15 protein-coding genes are annotated in these 24,052 nt (G+C 43.3%); 12 read left to right on the top strand and 3 right to left on the bottom strand.

All coding sequences use genetic code 11. The features are described 5' to 3' along the window. Positions 1-219: 219 nt before the first annotated feature. The 9 genes from K9N40_08215 to priA all read left to right on the top strand — a co-directional run bounded on the left by K9N40_08215 (position 220) and on the right by priA (position 13,156). Positions 220-1,176: a hypothetical protein gene (locus K9N40_08215; protein MCF7814448.1), complete on the top strand. Its 957-nt coding sequence runs from the start codon at positions 220-222 to the stop codon at positions 1,174-1,176. Between the two features lie 19 nt (positions 1,177-1,195). Continuing rightward, complete coding sequence (locus K9N40_08210; protein MCF7814447.1) at positions 1,196-3,262, top strand: tetratricopeptide repeat protein; 2,067 nt, start codon at positions 1,196-1,198, stop codon at positions 3,260-3,262. After that, positions 3,255-7,175 carry a hypothetical protein gene (locus K9N40_08205; protein MCF7814446.1) on the top strand — a complete coding sequence of 1,307 codons (3,921 nt, stop codon included), beginning with the start codon at positions 3,255-3,257 and terminating at the stop codon, positions 7,173-7,175. Before K9N40_08210 ends, K9N40_08205 begins: the two co-directional genes overlap by 8 nt. Continuing rightward, positions 7,172-7,435: a hypothetical protein gene (locus tag K9N40_08200; protein ID MCF7814445.1), complete on the top strand. Its 264-nt coding sequence runs from the start codon at positions 7,172-7,174 to the stop codon at positions 7,433-7,435. The genes K9N40_08205 and K9N40_08200 overlap by 4 nt, the downstream gene beginning before the upstream one ends. A gap of 20 nt (positions 7,436-7,455) precedes the next feature. Beyond that, positions 7,456-8,181: a MotA/TolQ/ExbB proton channel family protein gene (locus tag K9N40_08195; protein MCF7814444.1), complete on the top strand. Its 726-nt coding sequence runs from the start codon at positions 7,456-7,458 to the stop codon at positions 8,179-8,181. Between the two features lie 52 nt (positions 8,182-8,233). Then, complete coding sequence (locus K9N40_08190) at positions 8,234-8,725, top strand: biopolymer transporter ExbD (GenBank protein MCF7814443.1); 492 nt, start codon at positions 8,234-8,236, stop codon at positions 8,723-8,725. A 10-nt stretch (positions 8,726-8,735) separates the two neighbouring features. Further along, positions 8,736-9,278, top strand: a complete 543-nt coding sequence (locus tag K9N40_08185) for a biopolymer transporter ExbD (GenBank protein MCF7814442.1) — start codon at positions 8,736-8,738, stop codon at positions 9,276-9,278. A gap of 3 nt (positions 9,279-9,281) precedes the next feature. After that, positions 9,282-10,685 carry a hypothetical protein gene (locus K9N40_08180; GenBank protein MCF7814441.1) on the top strand — a complete coding sequence of 468 codons (1,404 nt, stop codon included), beginning with the start codon at positions 9,282-9,284 and terminating at the stop codon, positions 10,683-10,685. A gap of 80 nt (positions 10,686-10,765) precedes the next feature. Next, positions 10,766-13,156 carry a primosomal protein N' gene (priA, locus tag K9N40_08175; protein ID MCF7814440.1) on the top strand — a complete coding sequence of 797 codons (2,391 nt, stop codon included), beginning with the start codon at positions 10,766-10,768 and terminating at the stop codon, positions 13,154-13,156. A 57-nt stretch (positions 13,157-13,213) separates the two neighbouring features. Here priA and K9N40_08170 read toward each other — a convergent pair whose 3' ends face one another. Together K9N40_08170 and K9N40_08165 are read right to left on the bottom strand one after the other, a co-directional pair. Beyond that, positions 13,214-15,313 carry a T9SS type A sorting domain-containing protein gene (locus K9N40_08170; protein MCF7814439.1) on the bottom strand — a complete coding sequence of 700 codons (2,100 nt, stop codon included), beginning with the start codon at positions 15,311-15,313 and terminating at the stop codon, positions 13,214-13,216. Positions 15,314-15,460: 147 nt separating this feature from the next. Then, on the bottom strand, positions 15,461-17,320 hold the full coding sequence (locus tag K9N40_08165) for an O-antigen ligase family protein (GenBank protein ID MCF7814438.1): 1,860 nt from the start codon (positions 17,318-17,320) through the stop codon (positions 15,461-15,463). Positions 17,321-18,178: 858 nt separating this feature from the next. On the opposite strand from K9N40_08165, the gene K9N40_08160 reads away from it, so the two are divergent. After that, on the top strand, positions 18,179-19,876 hold the full coding sequence (locus K9N40_08160; protein MCF7814437.1) for a hypothetical protein: 1,698 nt from the start codon (positions 18,179-18,181) through the stop codon (positions 19,874-19,876). Between the two features lie 168 nt (positions 19,877-20,044). On the opposite strand, the gene K9N40_08155 is transcribed toward K9N40_08160, so the two are convergent. After that, a complete protein-coding gene (locus K9N40_08155; GenBank protein ID MCF7814436.1) occupies positions 20,045-22,360 on the bottom strand; it encodes a sigma 54-interacting transcriptional regulator in 2,316 nt (771 codons plus the stop codon). Positions 22,361-22,564: 204 nt separating this feature from the next. Here K9N40_08155 and K9N40_08150 point away from each other — a divergent pair, with 204 nt between their 5' ends. Next, positions 22,565-22,768 carry a hypothetical protein gene (locus K9N40_08150; GenBank protein ID MCF7814435.1) on the top strand — a complete coding sequence of 68 codons (204 nt, stop codon included), beginning with the start codon at positions 22,565-22,567 and terminating at the stop codon, positions 22,766-22,768. Continuing rightward, on the top strand, positions 22,765-24,052 hold a 1,288-nt coding region (locus K9N40_08145), incomplete at its 3' end, for a right-handed parallel beta-helix repeat-containing protein (protein MCF7814434.1). The genes K9N40_08150 and K9N40_08145, both read left to right, overlap by 4 nt.

The raw sequence follows: 24,052 nt of genomic DNA, 5'->3' as shown, positions 1-24,052 counted from the left end.
ATTATTCATTTTCCACCTCCATGGAGCAAGGTGAAAAATGAATTTACGATTTCAAATCGAAAAATATTTTTTATGCCATTTTACCCACTTATAATCTGCGTCTTCACGATTTCATACTGTCTTTAACTGGACAGCAGTGTTCATAAATATAAAATATTACTTGACCAAAACCTTGTCAAGCCCGTAGAAGAAACATAGTGCTATAAATTGGGGGTTGAAATGAAGAAAATAATATTAATGATTGTGATGATCATGCTGATTTCTGGTTTGTCAGCTATTCCTTATACTGCCATGGGAAATGTAAATATTCCTGATGCCTACTGCCTGCCGCACCTGATGATGGAATTTTCCTATGTGAACCATTTTACTGAGAATGAAACCTATCCCGGTGCAACCGGACCTTACGACGAATACGATTATGCGGGAGTCTACAGAATCGGCTTATTCAATCGAGCTGACATTGGTTTCGTTTACACCAGTACAGCCGGTTTTTTAGCTAATATAAAACTCAAGGTAACAGATGAAACCGAGGTGTTCCCGGGCTTTGCCATCGGCTGTCTTAATATGTTCTCTGAAGTATCAGATAGCGGAGATCAATCTACTTCTTCAGCCTATGAATATCCCGACGGCATAAATTATGTCAAATTCTCGCCCTTCGGCGTTATGAGTAAATCGTTTATCATGGTGACCGGCATGAACTCCATGCAGTATCTGGAAGCACGTTTCCATCTGGGTATGGGTGCCAGAAGATTTCGCGGACGTGGTGAAATCAGTCACTATTTTACCGGAATTTTCATGGGGGCGGAGATCAAACCTGCCAAATGGCTCAGTTTTGGTGGTGAGCTGGATGGCCAGAATGTCAGTTTGAACCTGAACCTGCACATCTCCAATTTAACCTTGAATTTTGCCATTTACAAATTTGAAGACCTGATACGTTCTTCAAACAGAAATAATTATGCCATTAATGTCAGCTATACCATGGATGCTTTATCTGAGATCAAGGCTTCGGACAGAAAACGTCAGGTTCCCCTATCCAGTTATTCCAAGACCAGAAGTTACAGTGGTGATGGTGAAGGTGAATCCCTGGAATCTGAGCTGGAAAAGATTCGTGAGCGCAGAAAGCAGGCAGAAAAAGAGCTGGAAGAAATAAGAAAATTACTTCAGGAACAAGAATAAAACGACCAGATAGATGCTCATGAAAAAATTATTCTTGAGTCTTGTCTCATTTGTTTTGGCTACAGCCTGGCTGGGAGCTGATCAAGCCAGCCTGGCCGTGCAGAAACTGCTCTACGGCAGAGCTGCCTACAGCCTGGAAGAACAGGTAACAATTGAGAAATATGAACTGCAAATCATTGAAGAAGAACTGGCTTATCTCAATAATATCCTGGCTCTCAAAGCAGCAGTCAATCAGCTTTATGAGACTGGTAATATTACAGAGATAAAAAAAGGCTTTTCCCAGCGTTCTGAAGAACTGAACAAGCTTCTGGCTGAGCAGATGTTATCAGAATCACAGCTTTCTCTGAATGAGCAGCAGATAATCTATGCAGAGATACCTGAGATTAGGGATCAGCTGCTCTGGAATCAAGCCCAGGTGGCCTATCAGCAGAAGAAGTATAAGCAGGCTCAAAGTTATCTGGAAGAGATCATTAATTCCTATCCGTCTTCCCCCGGCTGGCAGGAAGCTTATGTTCTTCTGAGTGGAATTTATTTTGAGCAGCAATTGAACTCAGAATTGGTAAATCTGATCGAAAATTATAACGTCGAAAAAACTGAACTTCTGACTTTCCAATCTGCCAACGCCCTTTTTAATCTGGAAAAATATTCCCGATCAAAAACGGAATTTGATCTCCTTTTACCAGCAGAAGACTATGCTCTGCAGTCTCAAGGTATGCTGGCTCTGATTGCATATTTTACCGGTGATGTGGAGTCGGCTGCGGATCAGCTGCAGCTGATCCTGCAAGAAGATGATATCTCCAGGCAGATGAAGAATTTTGCTCTTCTTAACCTGGGCCGGATTTACCTGCTGCAGGAATCCGAATTTGCCTGGACCTATTTTGATGAATACTATAAGATAAATAATCAGATAAATGATAATATTCTCTATGAACTGGCCGGCTACTATTTCCAGGCTCAAAGATTTCAACAGGCCAAAACCATGCTGAACACGATCGTGACCAGAACTCCCAAAAGCAGGTTTTATGTCTCAGCCAGTTTTATGTTAACTATAACCAGCTACTATCCTGATGATCAGTCGCAGGCTGAAGCGGCGGTGGACAGCTTGATGCAGACCAATCAGGAGCTGCTGGAAAATGTGGCCAGTAAGAATTTCTTCCTGGATAAATATGAAAAAATATTAGAGCAGCTGACCAGCATCGATTCTTCAGATATGACCTATGAAAATCTTTCCTATCAGCTGGATCTGATCGAGTTTGAACTGTCTGAGATAGATCAGCTTCTGTCCGGATTTTACCGAGGCAGTGCTGATAGAAAACTGACCCGGCTCTATGTTCTGGAAGAAGAGTATAAGAATTACCTGAGCATTCTGGCCGATATCAGGGCTCTGATCCTGGTGGCTCAGCAGATGCCCCGAGAGAATTTTGCCCGTTATCTGAACAGTCAGATCGCTTTTGCCGATTCCTCTCTGATCACACTGCAGGTGGTGAAGTATCTGAGAGCCAGACCTCTGATCACACCGCAGGATTATCGGCTGGCTCGTTCTCTGGCCGCAGAGAAGATCCTCTTGCAATCCCAGCTGGCCCAGTGGCAGAGCCTGCAGCAGCTGGCTGAGCTGAATCAGAATTTTTCTCTTTTAGAAAAGATCCAGTCCTATCAGGATCTCATGCAGACCAATATTGCAGGTTTCGACAGGATTGCAGACTATATTTTCAACTACTCTGCCAGCCAGGACTACGATCAATATCTCAACCAGGAGGTGGCTGCCATTGAAAGCAACCGCCAGGAACTGTTTGACTTGAGCCGTGATATCAAAGACAGCTTTGATAATCTGGTGTCACGCAAACTGAAAAAAGAGCAGACAGCACTTTTATCAGAATTTACAGAGTTAAGTGATGATTATAATGCCATGTTGGATGTGGTGGAAAATGATATAGAACTGGAAAATAAGGAGTATGAATATCAGCTGCTGAATATCCTGTTTGAAAATTCGCAAAGGCTGGATAATCAGTATCAAGAGCTGCAGAAGAAGCTGGTGGATCAAGATCAAGATCAAGTTCGAGAAGTGGAGGAAGCTGAGAATGAATAGTAACAAACTTATCATCACATTGCTTTTCCCTCTTCTGCTGATCGCTCCACTTTTAGCTCAAGAGTCAGATGCGGAACTGCAGCAAACTTTCCAGCAGAAACGCCAGTACAAGCGGGATGTCTATCAGCGCACTCTGGATTATATAGAGGAAAATCCTGACACTCCACAGCTGGCCAAGCTCTATTTCAATCTGGCCGAACTCAGTGCCGAAGTGGATATCTTTGAACCCTGGAAGACGGCCGGTTTTTATGAGAAGGTTCTCGCCAGTGATCCGGATTTCCTGCAGAAAGATATAGTTCTCTATAATATCGGTTTTTATAACTATAAGGCGATCCTTACCCGCCGTGATGCAGCGCGGATCGAGAATATCGATCTGGTCATGAACTGGCCCGATTCGCTGCGCCTTGGCAAAGCTGAACTGGCAAGGGTTATCTCAGCGTATGAAGAGGTGCTGCTGGAAATGCCCGACTCACCCTATAACACCGATGCCGCCTACCGGCTGGGCAGGGTTTATTTTGATCTGGCCGTCGATGCCCGTATTGCCAAACCCTATTTTGACCAGGCAATTTATTATTTTGATATTGTGGCTCAGAGGGAAGGTGATCCCCTGCAGTATTACGGACTTTTCCAACGCGGCTGGACCTATTTTGCCAGTGCCAGGTTCACCAAAGCCATAGAAGATTTTAGTGCAATTTTAGGGATTCTGGAAAGAGCTGGTGAGAGTGAAAAAAGCACTTTTTTCCAGGCTGATGCTATTGAGAATATCGCTTTCAGCCTGATCGAATATGACGGTACAGATTTTGTCGGTTATTCCAGGGCTGCCCAGGCGGCGGCAGAGATCCTGAAAAGCTCGGTGGCAGATGACTATGGCCAGCAGATCCTGATAAAAGCGGTGGAACTGAAGAAAACCTATAATGCTCCCATGCAGGCTGTGGATCTTTACAAGACCTATCTGCTGCTCTATCCCGACAGCCGCATCAGCCCCTCGCTTGTCGATTCCATTATTACGATTTATCAGCAGAATCCGCAGAGGGTACGCCAAGATCAGGATCCCCAGGAACTGATCATTGAGCAGATGCACAGGCTGGTGACAGATTTTACTATAGAATCCGACTGGTATAAGAAAAACCAAGCTCAAGATATAACAGATCAACTTGAGATCATCCAGGCAGCCTATGCCTTCCTGGAACCAAAATATTTGAACAATTTCCTGCGCACCAGGCAGCACAGCGATTATCTGAATTATGAAGAACTGGTGATCAACTACACAGCTTATCCAGAATTCTCGGATCCCCAGAGTGTGCAGCGCAAAAAGAGGATGCGTAAAAATATCGTCGATCTGAGCCAGGATCTGGCTGAGATCACCGAAAATCCGGCTCACTATTTTGATACAATTAACGAGATCGATTCCTATATAGAAAAGCAGCCGGTTTCAGCCGGACTTTATCACTATTATGAGCAGCGCTTTTATAATTATGAAAAGCTCTATGACCTGCTGCTGCCGGTCGTGGAGACTGAAAAATATATTGCTGAGGAGCGAGGCCTTGAGATCGATAGAGCAGGCCTGGATTCTCTGCTCATTGCAGCCTCTACGCAGTATCGTGACTTTCTGGTGGAATATGAAAAGACAAATCCCGATATCTATCAGCAGCTGATCAAAGTCACCTATTTCAGGGCTGAACTCTATTATGAGGACGGCAGGTTCGCTGCAGCTTACAATGATTATAAGGATCTTCTGACCTATCCTCTGCAGGATGAATTGAAGATGATAACTTTCTCACGCCTGGCCGAGATCAGCCAGCTGCAGCAGCGCTATGATGATGCGGAATACTATTTCAGGGAAGCATCCAAGTATGCAGTGGATGAAAATACCGATAATTTTGAAAACAATATTCTGGCTGCTCTTTTAGCTCGGGCTCGTGCCTATGAGGCAGCTTCCGATTACCGTCAGGCAGCTCAGCAGTACCTGAAGATCGCCTCCGAGTTCGAAGCGGAAAAGCCGGAAGAAAGTGTTTCTTTTAAACTGGAAGCGATCAAAAATTTAAAAAAGGCTGGTGAGAATCAAAAAGCCATCGATCTCTATCTGGAGATCGCTTCAACCCGTCAGAGCAGCAGCGAAGTGCTCAGTGCCTATCACGGTGCCTGGTCCATTTCCGACAGCCTGCATTACTGGCAGCAAAGCGTGGATCTGAGACGAAAGTTCATTCAGCTCTATCCCCAGACCAACCAGGCCTATAAACTGCGCCTGCAGATCATCGGCTTTTACGAAGGCGAGAAGTTCGATAATAAACGCCAGGCAGCTCAACTTCTGGAAGAACTGCATGCTGATGTGGGCAGGATAGATATGGGTGGAGAGAATCCAGCCAATATTCTACTGCATGCCATCAAACTCTATCAGGAGATAGGTGATGAAGCTAAAGTTACAGCTCTCAGCCTGCAGTTTGAAAAACTCTATCCGCAGCACGAAAGAGCCAACGATCTTCTCATTGCTGTAGCCAAAAAATTCAAGGATGAAGGCAGGACAGCTGAATATGAACAGGTGGCTGCTAAGCTCTACAGCAAGAATCCTGATCTTGACCTGCTCTTGGAAGTGGCAGTCAATAAATTGAAAAATATCAAGGAAGAAGCAGATAAACTGTTTGAAGAAAAAAAATATGACCAGGTCATGACCAAGATCGAAGAGTTCTACGAGGAAGAGAGCACTTATTTCCAGCAGGGCCTGGAACTTCCCACCGAACACATTCATGAGACATTTGATTACTATAAGAGCTTTATCAACTTCTTTGTAAAATATGAAAACGCCCTCAGATCAGCCCGAAATGAGATCATCGATAAGACTCCGGATGAGCTGATCAAGGTAAACAGCCTGACCCGCTGGAAAGACCATTTAGCCGAAGGAGAAAGCCGCATTCCCAAGCTGATGCAGAAATGTGATGAGGTAAGGGATACTTTTATCGAATTGATCCAGGAAGGTAATAATTTCAATCTGGAGACAATCCGCCGCACCCAGGCTTTATATACAATTGCCAGGTGTTATGATTACAGCGCGGATGTGGTGATCGACCAGGTGCAGACCTATCTGGATATCTCCAATCAGATCAACAATGAGCAGATGAAAAGCAATCCTGTCCAGCAGCAGCAGTTCAAAACAGCGCTCAAGAACAACAGCCTGCAGCTGGCTAATGAGTTCCGCAAGAAAGCGGTGCAGATCTATCAGACCCTGCTCAAAACCTTCTCGGATGATAAAGATTATAGTGATAAGTGGACGGAGCTCAGCCTGACTCGTCTTATTCAGTTGGGTGTGCGCCCGGATCCTTCACAGCAGAAAGAGGTTATTGCTGTGAAAGAAGAACCTCGGGATTCTGTAGTTGTGGAGAGGCAAGATCAAGGTCAAGGTCAAGGTCGAGAGAGGGAGATGATCGTAACGGATGAGACCTGGTTGGCGGCCGGTTCTGCTATTCGTTATGATCAGGCCAGAACGAGTAAGACTTTGAAAGAATTTATGCAATCGCTGGTCTGGCTGCCGGTAGGCCAGGCCAACTTCCAGTACTTCCAGAAACAGATGTATGGCCTGGAAGAGAGTCCAGCTGAGGAGATCTGGTTTGCCGAACTGGATACCATCAATGTAGATATTGTCTATTTCCGTAAACTCTTCATCCTGCCCGATCAGTTTGAAGATGCAGTACTGAAGGTTTTCGGCCAGCACATGATCACCCTCTGGGTCAACGGCAAAAATCTCCTTGATGCCCAGGGCATTGTCTATGATAATAAATTGAAAAAAGTTCAGGTGCAGACTCTGCAGCTTTCCAACTTAAAACCGGGAGAGAACGAGGTGGTCATCGAGGTGATCGGAGCAGATTATTATAAAGGCCTGATCGCTGAGCTGTCTTATAAAAAGGGAGAACAAAAGTGAAAAGAGTGATCTTTCTGATCCTGATAATAATATTGAGTTTCCCCATCTTCTGCCAGCAGCAGGAAGAAGCTGAGATTGACAGGAACAAGATCAAGATGCTGACCAGCCAGGAGGAGGAAGAGGTGAAGGTGGAGATCAGAAAACCGGATGAATCGTCTCTGATGCCCCGCAAAGAGACCGATTTTGAGCTGATGAGAAGACAGAAAATAGAACTTAAAATAAAAGAGTCTAATAAAATGCTCTATAAAAGTGAAGAATAGATAATTCGGGAGGAATTAGAATGAATAGAAATTTTTTGAAGTTGTTGATAATCACGCTGCTGATCTTATCGGTCTGCAATCTTTCAGCAGTAAACGTGCAGAGATTGTTCATCAGTGGTGGGCCGTTTATGTACATCATTTCCATACTGCTGGTGATCATGCTGATCCTGGCAATTGTGAAGTACTGGCAGCTCTCCATCAAGGAAAAACTGGATACCCAGAATTTCTTTCTCAAGATCAAGGGCTACGTCAGGAACAACCAGATCAGAGAAGCTATCAAGATCAGTTCACAATTCAAGAAGACCACCATCGGCTTCATCTTCTGGAGCGGACTGCTGGGTTACAGCGACGGAGTAGATTCCGGCAAGAAAGGTGTGGAACTGCAGAATCATGTGCAGAACGCTTTTGATGAGGCCGGGCTGCAGGCCATTCCCAAGATCGATGCCGGACTGTTCTGGTTCGATATTATTGCCCAGGTAGCAACATTGCTGGGTCTTTTGGGAACGATCTTCGGTCTGGTGAATGCCTTTGATGCTCTGGCCACAGCAGCTGAAGCTGATAAAAGCCGCCTGCTTACAGAAGGTATAGCCATGGCCATGGGAACTACAGCCTACGGTCTTATCGTAGCTATTCCCACCATGCTGATCAAGGGAGCCCTGCAGGCAAGAGCCGAGAAGATCATTAACGATATCGATGAATTCAGTGTAAAAGCGATCAACCAGATCACCTATGCCATGAAGGATTAAAGCAGTTAAATTTAAAGATGAAATGATAAAAATTTTAATGAAGGAATAAATTATGGCCTATGGTCCATCCAGAAGCAGGTCAAAATCTCTGCGGGAAACCAGATCACCTAACCTGATCCCGATCATGAATCTGTTCATCGTCATCATTCCGATGCTGATGACCATCATGATCTCAGTGCGCCTGGCAATGATCGAAATAACTCTGCCAGCTCAAGGTGCTGCTCAGCAGGAAGAAGCCGTGGAAGAACCTCCCCGAGCCCTGACTCTGGTCTTATATCCCGACAGATTTGAAATAAAAGTGGAAGATAGACAGGGTGTTACTACCATTCCCATGCTCTCAGAAAATGTATATGATTATGTGAGTCTGGATGAGAAGATCGCCGGCTTGAAAAAGGAGTTTCCCAAGCAACTTATTATGGAGATCCTGCCCGATCCCAACGTGAAATTCGATACACTCCTGCGCAGCATCGATATCTGCAAAAGCCACGACTTCCCCAGCATCAAGTATCTGACCACGCAAACCAAATTCTATAAGGCCAAATAGGAGGGAAGCGATGAAAAAATTATCTTATGTTCCTATTTGGAAAAGCCAGTCACGCAAGAGCTTGCATAAAAAGAAAAGCAATAAAACCAAAGATCTGAACATCACCTCCCTGATCGACATCTTGACCATCCTGCTGGTGTTCATCATCAAGAACGTATCCATGGATGCTTCCGAGAAGAACGTGCCCAAAGGTATGCTGCTGCCCACCACGATTACCAAGAATGCTCTGATCGAAAGCGGCCAGACCATCATCATCAAGATCTATCCCGATCAGATCCTCTATGGAAAAGAGAATGTTCCCGTGGGCTCTCTGCAGGAGTTTGTCAGTAACAAAAATGTTCGAACTTCTCTACTTCGTTATATGAAATTGGAAGCTGACAAGATCAAGGCGAACGATCATATCCCCTGTCTACTGATCCAGGGCGATAAAGACCTGGACTGCAAGTATATTACGGAGTTCATTAAATTCAGTGCCCAGGCCTCTTTTGCCAATATCTATTTTTCCACCATTCATACTGATGAAAAAAATGAAGTTCTGGGAATTCAGGGGTGATCTATGCAAAATAAGATATTGAACCTGAAACTGAAATATAAAAATAAGTACCTGGATATTGCCAGGTATAAGAGAGATTTTGATAATCAATTCTATCTGGGAAGTGATAAAAATCTGCTCTGGCAGATTCTGGATGATTCTTTCCCGGAAAAGTTCAAATTGATCAATCGCAGGAAGGATCGGTTCGAGCTCAAGCTCTGGGAAGATATGGATATTCTGGTCAAGGAAGGCGATCAGATCCTGTCTAAACAGCAGCTGAAAGAAGAAGGACTTCTGGAAGATGGAGTGCTGCAGCTGCAGCAGAATCAGATGGGAAGGATAAAGTTTCTGGATAACTGGGAGATCGAGTACAGTTTTACCAAACCTTATCGGATGATATTAACAGAAGCGGAAAAGCAGATCGCTAAAACTTTTGCCACCTTTACCAAGCTTTCTTCCCAGGAGAAATTTACCCGCATATTCATTTTCCTGGGTATGATCTTCACCATCGGTGGACTTCTTTTGTTCGAAGCCGGCTATCAACCTCCCGAAGTAGTTGGCCTGGCCGATAGACTTTCCCGCATCGAAGATATTGCTACCAGAGTGGAAGTTGCACCTGTAGAGGAAGTAGAACCGCAGGAGACTACTTATACCAGGCGGGAAGCAAGGGAAGAGGAAGTGACCCAGCAGGTGCGGCAGGCAGCCAGAATGACATCCGAAGAATTTGAATCGGAATTCGGGCTTTCTCTCGATGCCAGCCTATCCGGCGGCAGCGAGGAAGAACTGAATAACCAGCTGCTGGAGATAACGGAAGTTCAGGAGATCGTTTCCAGTGGAGATGGATCAAATGTAACTTCAACTCCTAAGATTACCCGCGGTGCCAGTGAACTGGATGTGATCAGTTCCAAGGTTGAATTAGGTGATGGTGACGGTTTAGGAGATCTGGGTGGTCTGGAAGGCATCGATCTGGACAGCGAAAGCGGCTTTGAAGAGATCGATCTGGCCAATCTGGGCGGAAATATGGGGCAGTACAACGTTACCAAAATTGGCAGCAAAAAGAAGTTTGAAGAGATCAAAAAGCGTTTTTCCGGTATTAAAATGATGCAGGAAGGCAACATTGAAATAAAAGAGATGGCACCCCAGGAGAAAACGCAGCTGGCTCATATCGACAAGATCGTCTCGGCCTACAAACCGCAGATCGTAAAGCTATTCACCACGGAATCGATGATGATCGATATGTACGGTAGCCTGGAATTTGCGCTGATCATCAGTCCTTCCGGCCAGGTGGAAGCAGTGGATATTAAACAGATCGAGGGCAGCTATTTTACTCCCACCTTTATCAATAAATGTCGTGAGATCATTCTGAACTGGGATATCACAGTGCAGGAAGCTGTGGGCTATTCTTTCAGAATGAAATTTTATAAATAAATAAAGAGCGGTCTTTCGGCGGGAAGGCCGCAGAGTTTCAATTTTTTTTACGCAATAATTTTTCGGAAGTCATTACTTTTATGAAATACTATGATATTGCATTGCCGGTAAGTCTTGATAAGCTGTTTAGCTATCGCTCCAACCAGCCTATCAGGCGGGGCTGCCGCGTTCTGGTCAGCTTTGGAAACTCTTATCACACCGGAGTTGTCTGGCAGGAAACCCAGAAGATCGATACCAAGCTGGATTACAAATTCATTTTGGAAGTGGTAGATGAAAAACCCAAGATCTCGGAAAACCTGCTCAAGCTAGCCCAGTGGATCAGCAGATATTATCAATGTTCTCTGGGAATGGCACTAAATGCCATGCTGCCGTCTGCCTTTAATGTGCAGATTCAGCAACAGGTGAAACTGCTTTCTAAAAAGATCATTCCCGAAAGTGACGGCAATCCTGAATTGATCATAAATGAACTGAGCGAATTAGAGTGGCTGGATATTGCTGATCTGAAGAAAAAATTATCCATTCCTTCTACCAGCTTCAATGAATGGCTGGAAAAACTGGAAGATATGCGGATCGTTGAGATTAAACGGGTTTTCGATGCCAAGATAAAGAAGAAGATAGCTAATTTTGTCATCCAGAACAAGGTACAGGAAATTCCAGATCTCACTGATAAGCAGGCTGCTGCCTGGCAGCTCATCTCAAAATATAAAAAACCATTTTTACTGCGCGAGATCGTGGAAGATGTGACGCGCTCAATTTTAAAAGCTCTGGAGAAAAAAGGTCTGGTCAGTATCGAGCCGCGCGAACTGCAGGATGAAGAATATCAATTCAAAGCCGCCAGAGTGAAAAAAGAAATTACTCTTACCGGGGAACAGAAAACAGCAGTAATTGAGATCAACCAGGCAATTTCCTCAAATCAATTCCTGCCGTTCCTGTTATTTGGAATTACCGGTAGCGGCAAAACTGAAGTTTACATCGAAGCCATAAAACAATGTCTGCAGGAAGATAAAACTGCTTTGATGCTGGTTCCGGAAATTTCCCTGACTCCGCAGATGGTGGAACGCTTTTTCAATGCTTTCGGGCAGGATATCGCCATTCTGCACAGCCACTTGAACGAACGCCAGCGCTGGCAGCAGTGGAAGAAGATAAAATCAGGTAAAAGCAGGATCGTGATCGGAGCGCGCAGTGCTATTTTTGCACCGCTGGATAATATCGGCATCATCATCGTGGATGAAGAACACGAAACCACTTATAAGCAGGACAAAACTCCCAAATACAACGGACGTGACATTGCGATCGTACGGGCGCGACTATCCAAATGTGTAGTTATTCTGGGAAGTGCTACACCTTCCCTGGAAAGCTGGCAGAATGTGGAGCTGAATAGATTCCTGCTTCTCAAACTTACACAAAGACCGTTGGAATATGAACTTCCTAAAGTGCAGATCATCGATATGTGCGAGCATAAAGATCCCAAAATTCTCATATCGCAGGAATTGCGGGATAAAATAGAAGAGAAAATTGCTGCCAAAGAACAGGTCATCCTGCTGCAGAACCGGCGCGGACATTCCTCTTTTGTACAGTGTATTTCCTGTGGAAAATTATTTGCCTGTTCCAACTGCGATATCAGCCTGAATTTTCACAGTCATCACCAGGAACTGATCTGTCATTTTTGCGGGCAGAAAACCAATATGCCGCGCAAATGCCCGGACTGCGGCAATTATCTGTTCCAATTCGGTGCGCCGGGCACGCAGCAGATCGAAAAGCAGCTGCAGGTACTTTTTCCCCAGGCTCGCATTTTGCGCATGGATTCCGATTCAGCCCGCAGCCGCGACAGCTACGACAGCATGTATGACCGCATGGGAAGCGGTAATGTGGATATTCTTTTGGGAACGCAGATGATCGCCAAAGGACTGGATTTTGCCAATGTAACTCTGGTTGGTGTGGTTCTGGCAGATATCAGCTTGAATGTGCCGGATTTCCGGGCAGCTGAAAAAACTTTTCAGCTTCTCACTCAGGTGGCCGGTCGCAGCGGTCGCGGAAAGAAACTTGGTGAAGTTATCATTCAAACCTACAATCCCGAACATTTTGCCATTCAGCTGGCTATGCAGCAGGACTTTGAAAAATTTGCCGACAAGGAATTGAAACTGCGCCAGATTCTGAAATATCCTCCCGCCCAGCGCATGGCTCGCATCCTGTTTACCAATCCCAGAGAACAATATCTGCGGGAGCAGCTGGCCACGATTCATCCGCTGTTAAATAAAATAAAAAGTTATTACGACAGCAGCGACCTGAGCATTCTGGGACCCGTGCAGGCTCCTATGGTGCGGCTGCAAAACAGTTATCGTTATCACATCATCATCAAAGCGGCTTCGGTGCAGATCATTTCGCAGGTGGTAAATCGCCTTAAAGAAAACATCAGACTGAGCAGCAGCATCAAAATGTCGATCGATATCGATCCTTATGGTTTGATGTAGAAAAACCTTCCAGACTTTGCAGTCCGGAAGGTTTTATCTGATATTCTTAAGTTTAAATTACTTCAGTAGAATCATTCGCTTTACCTGATTGTAGGAAGGTGTTTTCAGAACATAGAAATAGATTCCCGATGCCTGCTTTTCCGCGTTCCAGTGATAGGTGTGATAGCCTTCCTCAAACTTCTGATTCAGCACCTTCTGACCGCGCAGATTATAGATGGTGAAATTACCGGTTTCTCCTTCTTTGATACCAAATTCAATAACTGTGATCGGGTTGAAAGGATTGGGATAATTGTTATTAATGAAAGTTGTTTCCGGTAGATCGGGAATAACGATCGGTTCTTCTTCAATCTCGACCAGAACTGAAACCGGTCCATAAATTTCCACATCACCGCTGATGCTTATGCTTTGCAGCCAATAGAAATAAGTTTCATCTTCCACAATATCATAAATATCCTGATAGGTATAATTTGTCAGTTGCGCAGTTGTGCCCTGTCCGGGAATCATTTCCGGATTGATCTGGCTGATGTTATTTTCTTGCCAGCCGTTTTGAGAAAGACTGCGATAGATATTCCAGCCCAGATTTTCTGTTTCGGATTGAGTTGTCCAATTCAGATGAGGAATGCCTTCAAAACATAATCCGGTGAAAGCAGACAAGGTTACCGGCAGAGGATTATCATCTCCATCACCGATCACCCAGTCTGACAGCTGATCAGTTGAAAATTCGATCCAGTAAGAAGGAGAATCGAAATTCCAGGCATCTACAAGATGATGGTACCAACCACCGCCATGATTAACAAGTAGAGTTGGAGCACCGCTGGTAGGAGGTGTCGGCACGGGATAATCCCACTCAATTCTAATCGTGAGCGGAGTTGCAATGGAACCATCAGTTTCGATTGTAAAAGCAATATCCAGAGCATTATCCGGGTAGGGAACGCCTAAACTGGCGGGATCGGTTTGAGAAATATTGATAGGCAGGGTGGGTGGAATGCTGCCGGGTGTAATTGTGACTGTGGAACCTGTCCCTGAACCGGTTGCACCGCCATTGAAGGAAGCTGAGCCGCCGCTTGGATCGATAGGATCTGCTGGTGGCGGTGCAGGATTCCAGGTGGAAAAACCCCAAACTTGCGGATCTTCCTGCGGATAAGTTCTGGTGAAAGTACCGTTTTCAGTATAGGGATTTACATACCAGTTATAAGATTGTGCCGTTTGAGTGAATGATTCTGTGTATGTATCAGTTCCCCATGGAATATCGTGAGTTTGTGTGAAACTACCATTGCCATACCACAATTCATAGCCGGTTGGCGTAACAGGTCCGCTATATCCCCACTCAAACTCAACATTGCCCGGTGGAACTACTGAGCCATCTGTGGGAGCTATCAAGGCAGCTGGCGAAGGATAGCCCAGATCATCTACGATTGGAAATTCTTTACAGAGTCGGTATCTGAAATCTTGATAATCATAGAGCAGATACAACAGCCAGTCACCCGTTGCCATCGTTTCAGGCAGATCCATCTGGAAAATATATGAAGATCCAGGCATCATAGTGGAATACGAAGTTGTACTGAACATCTCGCCATCTTTGAATAAACCGACAGCTGGTTCATCGGTATAAGGGCAGGGAAGGGTTGCCGAAGCGGGTACATTCATGGTGTAAATCTCTCTGCTGATAGTAGAACCGGGGCTGGCTGGATCCTGTGGCCAGTAATAATCAATACCCGGTACAGTCACAGTAATCATGGCATCTATTTGTGCATGATAATCATCGTAATCTGCCCAAATTTCAAGGGTGCCTTGACCGGGGTTTACAGCATAATAAGAAGAGGTATTAAAAGTAGCGGTGAAACTATGTGGAGATGTTAATCCAAATTCACAAGCGGGCCAATAAGAACTATCCTCACCCCAATAATAAAGTGATTCGATAGAAGTAAGAGTTACATTTTCAGGAAGAAAACCCTGAACATTATAGCCAGTACAAGTTAAAGGGAGTACATTGGGATAAAACGTACCTGTAACTTCTGTGTAATCTCCATAGTCTCTTACATAAGAACCGATCATGCTGACGCCCAATCTATCCGGATTATTAACGGGAGGCGGATTTCCAAAACAAATTTGAAATAGTAAAAAAGTAAACAATAAAAAAACAAGATTTTTTTTCATAGAACGCTCCTTTGTTTCAGGTCAATAATTATTTCGCACAAAATTTTCGTCGAGAATGTCTGCCAGAATGCATAAAATACAATCACTACACTCTCCTTAGCCGACTGGTAAATTTCTTATTCTTAAAGAATTACTGTCAATTAATTTCTAATTTTCAGATTTAATTTTTCTCTCTATTTGTTCCTTGTAAAATTTGTATCTGTCATCTTCGGTTTCTGCGCTGCAACGCTGGATCGTTTCATAGGCTTTCTCATAATTCTGCATATTATAATAAACCGCACTCAAATTGATCAGGGATTCTTCAAAATTTGGTGAGATGCTGAGAACCCTGTTATAAAACTCAATAGCTTTTTCATGATCATCCATAATTTCATAGCAGGAAGCTAAATTATTTATAATATAAATATGATGAGGATGATTTTGATAAGCTTTTCTAAAATCCTGATATGCCAGATCAATCTGATTTATTTCATAAAAAGCAATTCCACGAAACCAGTGAATGGGAATACCGGTTGGTGACATATTATACAGGCGCGGATCAATCTCGGAAAGAGCAGTTAACTGCACACGATGATTCATGACTCTTCTGGCCTGCATACTGAAATAGAGATGAATTTCCGATTTTAAGCGAAAATAGCAGTAGATCAGCAGAATAAAAAGAAGTAATAAGTTTACAATCATGGTGGGAATTCCAGGCAGGAAGGTCCGCCTGGCACGAACAGGATGCAACTTGTTATAAATAATGGAAGTAATTGCTATCATCAACATCAAAACTACAGAATGAAAGATGCGTTCTTTGGGAAAACTGAAAGATGATATAATAAGGTAGCCGCAGATTCCAAACAGCAGAAAGAGAGCAAGCAGGATGTCGTTTTTGTCTGTACTTCTAAAAATGATCCTCAGAACGTAGATTATGAAAATTGCAAAAATAGAAACATAGAATAAAATTCCCGGAATGCCCAATTCTGCCCAAACCCACAGAAAATCATTATGCGGGCGCAGATACTGATACTTACCCTGCTCGCTTCTCATGCCAGCCACGCCGTATTTGGGCAGCATTATTTTCCAGTTGCCAATTCCCACACCCAGCCAGGGATGTTCTCGAATCATGGGAATCGTCTTTTTCCAGGCTTTCAGGCGAACATCCAAACTGCTGGTAGAAGACATGCTTTTTCTGCCAATTTGAGATTGCCTGATTTCTGATGGAGGTGGCAATAATATGGCAATACCGATAATTGTGACCACAAGTAAAATCAGTAGAAATGTTTTTCGGTGAAAGATGAATTTCTTGAGCAGCTCAGATCTTTTACTAAAAAAGATGAGCAATAAAATCACCAGGAACGAAAAGAAATTTGCCATCCAGACAGAACGGGTTTTTACAACTGTGAAAATGAAAAAGGAAAAACAGATGGAGATCAGGCTTAAGATTGACCATCTTTTGGGAAGAACATAAAAACACCACAAACTGAAAGGCAGAGACAAAAAGAGTATGGAGGCGAAAAGATTGCGGTTGGTAAAAGTGGAATAAACAACATTCGCACCGGGAATGAAATAAAGTCCGTTAAAAAAATACTGGATTAAACCGACACTGGCAATAATGATAGCACTGATGCTGATAGCTTTGCAGACGATCGGGATATTGTTTTTATTAAGATCAATTATCAAAGTGGCAAAAATAAGCAGGATGAAGAACAGCACGACTTTGCTGAGATCAAAAAGAGCTTCCGGCAGATTTGTTGCCTTTAGCAGAGAAAGACCGGAAAACAGCAGATACCCCCAAAAAGCAAGGTAGATAAGTTGCCGAAAAACCGGAAAGGAAGCTTTATAAATCTTAAATCTGAAAAGTATGACCAGATTAATGAAAAACAACACGAATGTGAGAAAAAACATTCTGATCGTCATTACCGGATCGATGGTGCGGCGCAGATACAAAAGAGGCAGGATTATTATGATAAAAAAACACAACAGAAAGAGTTCAACTTTATTGGATTCATTTTTCCCTGTCATTGGCAATTCTCCTCTGCAAATTTCTCTTGCAACAACGATTTCTTTTATAACTCTCTTACGAGATAAATCTGAAAAATTTAGCAGAAACTGTCAAAATAAAAACATAAATTAGATAGTTTATTTTTTTATTGTAAAACTAACACTGACCAGCTGAAATGGAGCAGAACTAAAAAATAGGGAGGTTAATAAATCAGGAAATTTTTTAATCAATAGAATTCCTCGACGCTTGCGTCGGGGTTTTCCGAGGTGATAGTCAAATTTAAAAAATTTTCTTTATTATTGATTTTCATTTGAAAGTAAATTGGATTTTTTTTAACCCAAACTCTGTTTTGGGTCATTTCTGATAAAATTTGATCGTGGACGATCAGTAAAAACAATAAGTTCAATCGAGACGAAGAAACCAACCTCGAAACCTTGCGGATGCTAGTTAGACCTCCGCAATGGTTCTGCATCCCTTTCCGACAGCTTCTTTCGCAGATTCGTAGAGAAGCTGTCGGAAAGGTTTCATGCATCAACTTTCCGAAACCAACAAGGAAGATTTTGCGAGAGAATGTTTCAGAAAGATGTTGAAGTTGTTAACCATTCACAAGGTCTCATTTTATTCGACCATTGAGAAGGTTAATCATTTATCGTTACTCTGACGAATTTACCTCCCTTTTTCCTCCTTGCGATTTTGCAACCAGTTGCATTTTTCTCTTGCAGTTTTGCTATAGAAGGCCGGGGATAATTCTTTTTCACATTTCATGTTTTTTATGTGAAGTGCCTAACTATAAAATAATAAATGAGTTATGAAATTTTATTGAGAACAGGACGACATCTGGAATGGCAAGTGCAGTAGAATAGAAAAAAGGAGGAATAATGCAAAAGACAATTTTAATTTTGCTTGTACTTTTATTCACTGCCGGTTCAGTATTTGCAGATTACATTCAAATCGGAAATCCCGCTCCCGGAATGTCTTCGACTACCAATGATGTTCCTTTTGACGGATCTTATGATTATGGCTGGTCGAGAGTGATCTATCTGCAGTCGGAAATTGGAGGTCCCATCCAGATCACAAAAATATCATATTTCGTTTATGAAGCGATGCCGCCTTCAAATTACTACACTTCGAACCAGCAGATTTATATGAAGCATACAACGGATGACTATTTTACTTCAACTGCCTATGAAGACGCCTCAAGTTACACACAGGTTTATGATTGGGGTTTGAACTGGAATGGCGGCGGCTGGCATGATATTACTCTCGATTTTCCTTTTGACTATAATGGCACGGATAATCTGATCATCTTTTATCAGAATCGTGATGGAACGCTTCAAGCTGGTGATCCGCGTTTTCGTTATACTTATCAAGAGGACAGATCGTTATACCGAAATGCCTATGACTCTTATCCTGCTTATTCCGGTGCAATGTCCGATTATGCTCTTGTTATCAGGCTTCATTACACACCTGCCGGAGCTCCGGGTGTGCCGGAAAATCCCAATCCGGCCAATGGTGCCGGTTCTATTGCTCAATCTGGAAATCTGACCTGGGATTTCGGCAGCGATACAGATACTTATGATCTCTGGTTTGGAGAAGCCGGCAACATGAGCCAAGTAGCATCATCTGCTACAGCAGGAACAAGCGGTAGCTATGCCTATTCCGACCTGGAAGCTTTAACTGATTATGAGTGGCAGGTTATTGCTTACAACAATGATACAGGAATTTCCACAAGCGGAGATGTATGGGATTTTACTACGCAAGCCACAATCTTCAGTGTGCCATTTTCGGAAGGTTTTGAAGGTGATGTTTCAAGCTGGTTAATGGGTGGTACAAACAGTTCCTGGGAAATAGATATTCCAGGAGGAGCGGAGGATAACGATCAAACTTTAGAATCTGATCCTGAGAACATGAATCACCAGAAAACAGAGGTGTTAGATTCCGGAATTCCCGATCCGGCAACGGCTTACAGTGGAATGAAATGTGCCGGTAATGATCTGACTGGTGATGGATTTTATAATGCCAGCGAAACTTCTTACTTGTTATCACCCCAAATAGATTGTACTTCTCAGACGGATGTTTTATTTAGTTTCTGGCGCTATTTGAACGTGGAAAATTCCTATGATGAAGTTTATCTGGATATTACATCTGACGGCACAAACTGGGTTACCCTGAATCATCCTCTTTATGTTCAGGAAAGTGCCTGGACGGAAGTTAGTTTCGACATTTCTGCACAGGCGGCGGGAAACATTATTCAAATCCGCTGGAGACTCGCCTCAGATGGCTCAAATCAGTATTCCGGATGGAATATTGATAATGTTCTTGTTACAGGACCTACAATTGCCGTTCCCGAAAATCTGACAATAAACATCGGAGCAACCGGTATCGTAGTATTGAACTGGGATGAAATTACAAATGCCAGCAGCTATCACATTTATGCCTGCGATACCCCGGACGGAACTTTTGTGGAGATAACAGGAGAGGGAACTTTGGTTGGCGAAAGCTGGACTTCTAACGCAGCAATGGGAGATCAAAAATTTTTCCGCATTACAGCTGATACTGAAGTTACCAGCCAATAGTGCTAGAAAAATAATTTTATAGTTATTCTGGTGGATTTTTCCAACATTCAGAGTTATTCTCGAAGGTTGCCCTTACGGTTATGAGAAACTACGCTGGCACAAGTATGAGGAATCTCTCAAATCAGAGCTTTGCGAACCCAAAAAAAATCTGACTTGGTCAGTTGTGCTTCACTCCGCCATTTTCTTCAATTTTCGGCTGAGAGAAAAAGGTGAAATTCCCAGCAGTTTGGCAGCTTTTACCTGCACATTATCACATTTCTGCAGGGCAAGTCTTATCAGGCGCTCTTCAGCCTGTGCCAGATGCAAATTTCCCTCAAGATCAACAACACTGGAAATTTTCCTGTTATCAGGATCAGGTAAAATAATGTCTTCAGCTTCTACAACTGGTCTTGTATTCATAAGCAGCGAACGGCGAATAATATTCTTTAGTTCGCGCACATTGCCCGGATAGGGATATTCCAGAAAAACCTGCAAAGCTTCTTTGGTCAGCAGCGGTTTTTCCCGACCGGCTTGATAGCACAACTCAGAGATAAAATAATCGATCAGAAAGGGAATATCATCCAGTCTTTTTCGCAGGGGAGGAATGTGAATTTCCAGAGTATTGATGCGATTGAGCAGATCAAAACGGAACAGATTTTTTTGAGCTAAAAAGTTGATGTCTTTGTTCGTAGCCGAGATCAGTCGAAAATCGATTTTGTGTTCTCTGGTGCTGCCCAGTCGCTGAATAACTTTTTGTTCGATCACGCGCAGAAATTTGGCTTGCAGGCTCAGGGGCAGATCGCCGATCTCATCCAGAAATAATGAGCCATTTTGAGCTGCTTCAATATAACCGATCTTTCTTCTGTCAGCTCCGGTAAAAGCTCCCTTTTCGCTGCCAAAGAAAAGACTTTCAGCCAGAGTTTCGGTGATGGCTGCAGAATTTACTACAACAAAGGGATTATCTTTGCGGGTACTGGCAAAGTGGATCAGGCGGGAAATTATCTCCTTGCCAGTGCCGGATTCTCCCGTTATCAAGACCGGTTCATTTTCCTGTCTGGCTGCAATTAAAGCCAGATCAACAACTTTTCTAAGCGCTGAACTCACACCTATCAAAGGGGTTTTGATGCGGTTGGAAAGTTCCTGAGAAACTAGTGAATTATGTCGATAATGGAAAGAAGAAGAAGATTTTTTACGTTTCATTTCTTCTCTCTTTTTGATCTCTTCCAGTTCCAGTTTATACTTTACTTCAAAAAGTTCCCGTTCAAATTCACTGAATTTCTTCTGATAGTAGAAGGCATTTTTATAATCTCCTTCTTCTTCGTAGATTCTGATCAATGTGCTGAAACCTTTGATGATACCGAGTTTGCGCTTTTGATCGGCAACTTCGGAAATCACTTCCTGCAGGTATTTTTTGGCTTTATCACGTTCACCGAGCTGATAACAGGCAATTCCCATTCCCTGAGTAGCCAATATTTTCTGAACAAAATTAAGATCCACAAAATCAAGACATTCCTGCAGTCTGATCTCTGCCTGCTGCCAGTTTTCGCGATCCAATTCTATCAAACCATAATTCAATAAAATGGAGGTATAAAGCTCAGTATCATTGTGCTGCTTGGCCAGCGACAGCGCTAACTGCCAGCTTGCTTCCGCCTTTTTAAAATTTTCCATTGCGGCATAACAATTAGCAGCATTTACCAGGAAAGAAATATACATTTCCGGACTTTGAGCGCGTATCTCATCCGTTATGTATTTACTGAGATATTTGAGGCTTTCCTGATATTGGGACATACGACCGTAGGCAGTTCCCAGATTCAGATAGACGGCCATCACACTGCTGGCAGATTCATCCGCATAATACTTGAGAGCTTCCAACAGGTAATTGACGGCTGCCGGAAAATTTCCCGAACCGATATTGAGGCGTCCAAAACCGCAATATGCCATAAAAACAGCTTCATCCAGATGATTTTCCAGACCGAAGTTCAACTGCTGCTCATAACATTTTTGCGCCTGGCTGAACTGATCCAGCTTTTCATGGATATAACCGAGATTGGAATATCTTCCCACCAGAATGTCCGTTCTGCCGGAAGCTTCTGCCAGAGAGATACTCTTTTTGATCAGGCTAACAGCCTTCTCTGTTTCCTGCTGCTGATCAAAAAGGTACCCGAGATTTTCGTAGATCTGTGCCAGTAGGTCAGCCTGCTTAAAATATTGCTGCAGTCGGTTAAAAGCAGCAGAGATTTCTGCAAAATCTTTTCCGCGCGCAAATTGACGAGTTGCCTGCAGCACCAGATTGAATATCTTTTGCATTGCTTCGCAGCTATCTTCCTGGGGTTTTTTATCAAACTTAAGATATTCTTCAAATATCTGGATTGCAGCCCTGAAATCTGAGATAAAATCCCAATCCCGATCTTGATATCGCAAATTAATGATCTCAGCATAAATCGGTAATTTATCCAGTTTCCCGACTTTTTTCAGGCTTGCCTGCAAACTCTTCATAGCGGTCATTCATCCTCCCTTGCAATTCTGCTACGATTGCATTTTCAAATTGCGATTCTGCAAGATTTTGTCAAGTTTGATAATGTTCGTGTTACAGGGAATATTGTTAAATATAAGCTAAGCTCTTGTTATATTACAGTTTAGGAATTATTGAAAAATTTAAATCTGTGGTTTTGGCATCGATTGTGCAGATTTTTACCACTAGGAGTGTTTATGAGTAGAAATCAAATCTCTCAAGTTAGCGAGATTTACAAATTACACAAGCGGGATGGAAGCTTCATTTATGGCTTCACGGTTACCTACGGCAACGGCAGAATCAAGAATATAACCCGTAAGAGCAGATTTGAAGATGAGAAGGCTATCAGAAAAATCAAATTGAGAAGACAAGAATTTAACCAAAAAATGGAGGAAAAATGAAAAATTTCATGATCACATGTTTATTTATTTTAGCAGTATCTGCAGTTTGGGCAAATAGCTACACGGTAACGAATCTGAACGACAGCGGCGACGGCTCCCTGCGCTGGGCTATTGAGCAGGTAAATGCCACAGTCGGGCCTCATACGATTGATTTCAATGTAACCGGCACCATTACTTTGGTAACGGCATTGCCAAGTATAACAAGAGATTACACCATTATTGATGCCAGCTCGCAATGGCAGGGCCTCTGGCCCGATGGTGCGCCGGGGATTGTCATTGATGGAACTGATCTTTTAAACACAGCGGTTGGAATTTATTTGAGCGGCGCTTCTTATTGTGAGATCAGAGGGTTACACATCACCAATTTTGCAGCAGATCAATGCAAAGCCATTCTTACTTTCAACTCCGCCAATAACAATATCATAGGTGGTACTGGTGCAGGAATGCGCAATGTAATTACCAACAGCTATACCGGTATCGAACTGCGGTCGAGCTACAACACGATCATCGGCAATTACCTTGGTGTTGCACCGGATGGCCTTACAGCAGCACCGAATAATCAAAGAGGAATTTACATCAACTCTTATTACCATAATGTCATTGGAGGATCAACCGAGGTGGAGCGGAATATCATTTCAGGCAACACAAACTACGGAATCTATATTGGCGGACAAAACACCATAGTTAAAGGCAATTATATTGGCACAGATAAAAACGGAACTACTGCACTGCCAAATGGTAATGATGGTATCATTGTTACTGAACCAAATAATACGATAGGCGGTACTGAAACAGGTGCAGGCAACCTTATCTCCGGCAATACAGGCGATGGAGTATATCTGCTGGGAGCAGACAATAACACAATTCTGGGAAATTTTATCGGAACCGATAAAAATGGAACTTCTGCACTTGCTAATGGCAATGCCGGTGTTTATATTGCCGGCGGTGCTAATAGCAATGTAATTGGCGGCACATCTACTGCTGCGCGTAACATTATTTCAGCCAACAACCATTCCGGTGTAATGATCACGGGATCTACGCAAAACGAGGTAGAAGGAAATTATATCGGAACCGATTTAAACGGAACGGCTGATCTGGGGAATACCTTTTATGGAGTGGTTCTGTTTGGAGGTGCACAATCAAATACCATTGGCGGAACGGTTTCCGGCTCCGGCAATGTGATCTCCGGTAACAATTCCTGCGGTGTAGCCATTCGCCAAACCAATACCAATAATAATCTAATCCAGGGAAATTACATCGGCACAACTGCGGACGGGATCTCTG

The sequence above is a fragment of the Candidatus Cloacimonadota bacterium genome (genome assembly GCA_021734245.1).
Classification (GTDB): Bacteria; Cloacimonadota; Cloacimonadia; order Cloacimonadales; family TCS61; genus B137-G9.
The sequence above is the reverse complement of the archived record's forward strand: the minus strand, read 5'-3'. Positions and strand labels throughout refer to the sequence as shown.